We start from the raw sequence: 5,920 nt of genomic DNA, 5'->3' as shown, positions 1-5,920 counted from the left end.
CATAAGAAACTTCTATGGCGGCGCTCCTCGCCGCCACCATCTACTACGAAAATCTAAACTCAAAATAGAGTCTAACCCATTAACCCCTTGACAATAATGGATGATAACAATACAACCAGGCTGAACTTTTTTTGGTGGATCTTAAGGAAGATACCCTGTATAAGAAACTGGTTGTGACAGTATGGAAGAACCATTTAGTGTACTGCTAGTACGTATACAAAAATTTTTGTAACAAATCTCCTGTCATATGTATTGTTAATCTTTTTTTGAGGTGATTTCTCCTATGGAAGCAATGATTGAACGGTGTGCTGGCCTAGATGTACACCAAGAAACAGTAGTAGCCTGTGTATTATTTGGTCCATTAGATCAAAAGCCAAAGACCTCTATTGAAACATTTTCAACTACAACAACAGGACTCTTGGCTTTAAGTGATTGGCTCGCTACCCTTCAGGTATCCGATGTTGTGATGGAAAGTACCGGAGTCTACTGGAAACCAATATGGAATATACTCGAAGGTTCTTTTCACCTTGTTCTTGCCAATGCAAGACATGTCAAAAATGTTCCAGGACGTAAAACTGATGTGAAAGATGCCGAATGGCTTGCCAAGCTTCTAAGATGTGGACTTATTGAAAGCAATTTTGTACCACCGGAGGATATTCGTGATTTACGAGATCTTACTCGTTATCGAAAAAAATTGATTCATCATCGCACATCAGAACAGAATCGCATTCACAAAATTCTTCAAGATGCTAATATCAAGCTAACATCCGTATTATCAGACATTTTTGGTGTATCGGGACGCCGTATCCTTGAAGCGATTCTAAACGGTGAAAAAATAGAGACCGATGGTCTTCGAAAAATGGTGGATTGGCGAACAAAGGCAAGTATTACTGACATTGCCAGTGCAATTAATGGTCGTATTCGCCGTCATCATCGTGATATGTTGCGTTACCATTGGGAGCATATGAGTTATTTAGAAAAAGCCATAGAAGAATTGGAAAAACAAATCGATCAACTCCTGTCCCCCTATCGTAAGGAAGTAGAATTATTGGATGGAATACCTGGTGTGAACAAAGCTGCCGCAGCTACTTTTATTGCAGAGATGGGCGTTGATATGTCCGTATTTAAGTCAGCTAAACATCTTGCCTCTTGGGCTGGTGTGAGTCCTGGAAATTACGAAAGTGCTGGTAAAAAAAAACGAGTAAAACCACACAAGGTAACAAAGCTTTGAAAACGATGGCTGTAGAGTGTGTACTAGCGACATCAAGGCAAAATAATCGAATTGCTTCACATCGAAAAAGGATTACCAAAAGGCAGGGAAAAATGAAGGGACGAATCGCTTCTGCTCATTTACTACTAACGATTGCTTACAACATCTTAAAAACAGGGGAACCCTATCAAGAACTAGGCTCAAATTACCTTGAAGAAAAACAAAATAACAAAGAGTTAAAAATGATCGAATACCTAAAAAAGAAAGGCTATACAATCGATCCATCTGAACAACAAACTGCATAACCAGTTAAAATAACGACATAGTACATTTACGTCCTTCAAAAAAATTAGAATATGGTGGGCTTATTTAAGTATGGCCTTTCACTAAAGTGTTTTCATACAAAAAAGCTGCCATAAGACAGCTTTTCCGATAAATTCTTCGCCTGCTAAACTTACTTTTTCATAACGGGGATCCATATTTCACTTCTAAATGTTGGTGAGGTTATGTCTTTATTTTCATTCCAAAGGATTTCCGGCCCTTCTCTTTGTTCATAGTTAGAGGATGGAAACCATTCGGAATAAATGCGTCCCCAAACATTTTGCAGTGTTTCAGGAAAGGGGCCGACTGCTTCAAATACCGCCCATGTAGATGCATCAACTTTCAGCTGCGTTAAGTTATCTGGACATTCCCTTGTTGTTGCTGCGCCGATATAATGATCAAGCTCCCCTTTTTCCTCCAACCGGCCTTCGGAAAAGTTCGCGGATGCACTAAGCAGCCCTAATGGCTCGACATTCGATAGGTTTTTAAGTTCATTTATCGTTTTCTCGTCTAAACTTTTCCACATAGATGCAATCTCTGGATTGACCCCGTTAAAAATGATTGGAACCCTTTTTTTAATTCCAATTATGCGAAATGCCTCTTTTTCTTCAACTCGGTAGTTCATTTCACTGCCTCCTTTAATGGATAATTGGAAGGACATCGGTGGAAAGGCTTTAAGTGAATGGCCATTACTTCTCGCTTCTGATGGCGTGATGCCATGCAAATGCTGAAATGCCCTTGCAAACGAGTCTGGTGAACTGTACCCGTACTTTATCGCAATATCAATGACCTTCATGTTGCTATTTTTAAGCTCAAACGCTGCAAGTGTAAGTCGTCTTCGGCGGATATACTCGGATAGTGAAATACCGGCAAGGAAGGAAAACATCCTTTTAAAATGATATTCCGAGCAATGAGCGAGCCTTGCAACTTCTTTAAAGTCAATTTCGTTCGTAAGATTTTCTTCAATGAATTTAATGGCACCATTCATATTTTTGAGCGAATCCATTCAATGACCTCCCTTATATCAACAGAATAGCAGGAGTTGAAATGAAACATCCGACTTTCTGTGCACGATTATGCAGGGTCTAATCCCTTTGTGTCAAAAGTACTTATTGTTGAAATGGGGTTTTACCGACTTTTTGCATAAATAGCTCTGGTTTATCAATCGGATTAAAACCGTATTTTTCATATAGTGAATGTGCATCATTCGTTGCTAACATAAACCTGCGAACCTCTTTTAGTTCGGAATGGTTGGTGATAACGTCCATTAACCATTTTGATAATCCTAATTTACGATAGTCAGGTAATATAAACACATCGCAAAGATACGCATGGGTTGTTAAATCGGTTATTACCCTTGCAAACCCAACTTGATCACAACCTTCATTTCCTATTTCCCCCTTATAAACCCCAAAACATAAGGTCGTATTTTCAATTGACTTTATTACTGTTTCCTTTGTTATTCCCTTTGACCAGTAAGCTTCTTGATTCAAAAAATCATGTATTACATCTACATCTAAATACTTTTTATTAGTAGAAATCGAAAATCCATTACTATTCATTTTATCCCCCCTATACTTTCTTAATTTTCTGTAATTATATCAACTGATTTTATCTTGAACTATCCTGCGTTATCGAAATATTTAAAAACTGCCATACAAATAATTCACCCACAAGTTCGTTAAGTAAGGGATTCTTGGAAGAATTTTAATTACAACTAGTATATCTAAGTAAATCGGAACAAATATTAAACATGTTGCAAATTTAAAGGAGGTGGTTAAAATGAACGCACAACGAGCAGAAGAAATTGCTTCTTCACCAAATATGGTTACTGTAACCTATAATGAGGAAAGTATCTACATTGAGCACGTGGATAAACAAAATGGAACAGCTACAATCCATCCCCTTGATGATCCAAATAAAAAACAAAGTGTTTCTGTAACCAGCCTGCAAGAACAGTAATTTCCTCGATTCATTAATAAACCTCCACTTCCGGGTGGTGGTTTATTGTTCGATTAAGTGCAAGCACCACCTCTTGTATAGCATGTACCCATCCAGAAGCGTAACAAAAAAAGCCAACATCAATTGTTGACTTGAATTCCACAACCTGTACTTTCAAAAACGAATTTTGATGGGCTAAGTAAGTTTTTAATAGGATTACTTATATTTTTCATTTTCTATTATAATCACTTTTTCCCCATTCGCTGCTTTTCCTATTTGTTTCGTGTTTTCAACCAAGCGAAAAATATTATCACAGCATTGTTTGGTGCCTATAATTAATAATGGCACACCTATGAAATCAATTTTTAATGCTCTTGATAAATATCCCCCTATAGACATGGCAATTGGGACAGTAGGGGATGTATTGGAGAATACTATTTTTTCGCTAAAGTGAAATTTCTCTTCCAGTAGTAAAGTCAATTCTTTTAATGCCGGAACAACGAGTTTCTCTCTTTTATGTCCCATTGTATAAACGGAGTTGCCATCTTCATCGATCCCGCGAAAAATCAGCTTTCCAAATTCTTTTTTCGTTAATTTATTAAAATATTTTACATTTAATATTTCTTCCGAAGTTAGTTTTCTTTCCGATTGAGGTAATTGTTTTAAATGATAGGCGGCAGCCAAAGACGTGGTATGTGTACCCCCATAATCATTATAGATATAAATCATGAAATCATCCCTAATAGTTTTTTTAATACTTATTATGGTCATATACTCCATTTCCAATTCAGTTGGCTATTGTAGGCAGGGAATTATACCGAATTCATGATCTTGTTTCCTGTCCTGGATGATCAAGACCTAATAATAAAAGAGTACCCCTATCAGTCGTGGATGATAAGGGCACACTTTTATTTTTTATAATCTGGGGTATGTATAGTAACGGGTTCTAAAACCCTCCCAATCCTAGAGATGGGACAGAAAATTTTATTAGATTATCATTGATTGTTTCTTGTTTAATCGGGGCAGGCAATACTGTGTTCCTAACATCAGCGACCGTGTTAAGGTCAAAGGATTTTATTGCTTCCCCTTCTTGGTTCATGATTGAGAGAATTCCATCATTACTCGTTTTAAGATTAGGTTGATCACTGATTAAATGAGTATAGTATAAGTCTTCGTTCAGCGTGTAGGAATTAGAGTAGTCCGCTGAATAAAGTTTGCTTTTTTTATCAATTTTGCCTGATTTAAAGTTTTCAAAGCCATAGTTGAATAAAAGCTTGGTATCAGAGTAGGCAATTTTGTCTGAAGGGGCTTTTAGAGTGACAGCAATCAATTCCTGTTCTCCTCTAGTGGCAGTAGAAATCAGGGTGTAGCCGGATTGACTGACGAAACCGGTTTTCCCGCCGGTTATTCCCTTATAGGGGAGTTCCCCTTTTAACATTTTATGATGGGTAATTAGAGTTGTATCCCAGGTTTCCACTTCCCATGGTAACTCCTTCTTCCCAAAATACTCACGGAACGTTTCATTTTTCATTGCATATTGGGTAATTTTCGCAAGGTCACTGGCTGTAGTTAAATGGTCTTTGTCAAACAATCCATGGGGGTTCGTAAAATGAGTATCGGTGATGTTTACTTCTTTTCTTAAAAACTCATTCAAATCTTCCATGAACAATTCTTCACTGCCAGACATATGCTCGGCAATTGCGATGGCTGCATCATTTCCGGAGTTGATCAGCATGCCTGCAATTAATTCGGAAAGCTCTATTTCCTCCCCAGGTTCAATAAATACCGAAGACCCGTCTGCCTTCGCTGCTTTCTTGCTAACAGTCACTAGTTCGTTCTTATCCCCGTGTTCTATAGCATATATCGCCGTGGCAACTTTCGTTAGACTGGCTGGATACATACGTTTATCCATGTTTTTTCCATATAATACTTTTCCACTTTTCGCGTCAATAATGATCCCGGCTTCACTATTGAGAGGTAAGTCAGATTCTGCACTTACCTTCGTAGAGGCGAAAGGGATTAAAGCCAAAATGAAGATGATGAAAAACTTTTTCATATGCCGCTCCTTTGATGATAGTTAAATCTTATATAGTCATAATAAAATAAATCTGAATGTTTAAAGTTGTTTTATTGAAAGTGAAATACAAAAGTAATTACCCCTTAATAATTTTGGAAACATTTCGGGTAATCACCTTCATTTTCTTTCCTGAAATAACTTTAAAAGGTTTGTAACCCTTTTAGTGGATCCTCCATTTAATCCTCATTAAATGAAATTTTCTGTAAATCACTAAATATCTGGCAATTAATTTTCAAGAAAAAAACCCTTCAAACGGAAGGGATCTGGCTGTAGATAAATTCTAAGAAAAGCGAGTTTGACTGCAGTTTTTTCTTTTAAAAATTCCAGTTGATTTCAGAAATCCGCTCCCTTTCCGCCGACTGTCTGCCAAG

General features: G+C 37.3%; 7 protein-coding genes. 3 read left to right on the top strand and 4 right to left on the bottom strand.

Annotated elements, in window-relative coordinates; all coding sequences use genetic code 11:
* Positions 1–283 precede the first annotated feature (283 nt).
* Together ADA55_RS18405 and ADA55_RS30675 are read left to right on the top strand one after the other, a co-directional pair.
* Complete coding sequence (locus ADA55_RS18405; protein ID WP_213068208.1) at positions 284–1,231, top strand: IS110 family transposase; 948 nt, start codon at positions 284–286, stop codon at positions 1,229–1,231.
* Positions 1,228–1,515, top strand: coding sequence for a hypothetical protein (locus ADA55_RS30675; protein WP_054399254.1), 288 nt, complete (start codon positions 1,228–1,230; stop codon positions 1,513–1,515). Before ADA55_RS18405 ends, ADA55_RS30675 begins: the two co-directional genes overlap by 4 nt.
* Positions 1,516–1,664: 149 nt before the next feature.
* Here ADA55_RS30675 and ADA55_RS18400 read toward each other — a convergent pair whose 3' ends face one another.
* Complete coding sequence (locus ADA55_RS18400; RefSeq protein WP_048686537.1) at positions 1,665–2,537, bottom strand: AraC family transcriptional regulator; 873 nt, start codon at positions 2,535–2,537, stop codon at positions 1,665–1,667.
* A gap of 103 nt (positions 2,538–2,640) precedes the next feature.
* The gene (locus ADA55_RS18395) at positions 2,641–3,093 is read right to left on the bottom strand and encodes a GNAT family N-acetyltransferase (protein WP_048686535.1); all 453 of its coding nucleotides are present in this window, start codon (positions 3,091–3,093) and stop codon (positions 2,641–2,643) included.
* 220 nt (positions 3,094–3,313) lie between these two features.
* Between ADA55_RS18395 and ADA55_RS18390 the strand changes: the two genes are divergently transcribed.
* Entirely contained in the window at positions 3,314–3,493 is a 180-nt protein-coding gene (locus tag ADA55_RS18390; protein ID WP_048686532.1) for a small acid-soluble spore protein H, read from the top strand.
* 195 nt (positions 3,494–3,688) lie between these two features.
* Here the strand turns inward: ADA55_RS18390 and ADA55_RS18385 are convergent, their stop codons facing one another.
* Positions 3,689–4,201 carry a DUF3189 family protein gene (locus tag ADA55_RS18385; RefSeq protein ID WP_048686540.1) on the bottom strand — a complete coding sequence of 171 codons (513 nt, stop codon included), beginning with the start codon at positions 4,199–4,201 and terminating at the stop codon, positions 3,689–3,691.
* Between the two features lie 217 nt (positions 4,202–4,418).
* Complete coding sequence (locus ADA55_RS18380; RefSeq protein ID WP_053087427.1) at positions 4,419–5,528, bottom strand: D-alanyl-D-alanine carboxypeptidase family protein; 1,110 nt, start codon at positions 5,526–5,528, stop codon at positions 4,419–4,421.
* Positions 5,529–5,920: the final 392 nt, after the last annotated feature.

This window comes from Bacillus sp. 220_BSPC (genome assembly GCF_001054655.1).
GTDB classification, from domain to species: Bacteria; Bacillota; Bacilli; order Bacillales; family DSM-1321; genus Peribacillus; species Peribacillus frigoritolerans.
Note: the sequence above shows the minus strand (reverse complement) of the source record. Positions and strands in the feature narration are given on the sequence as shown.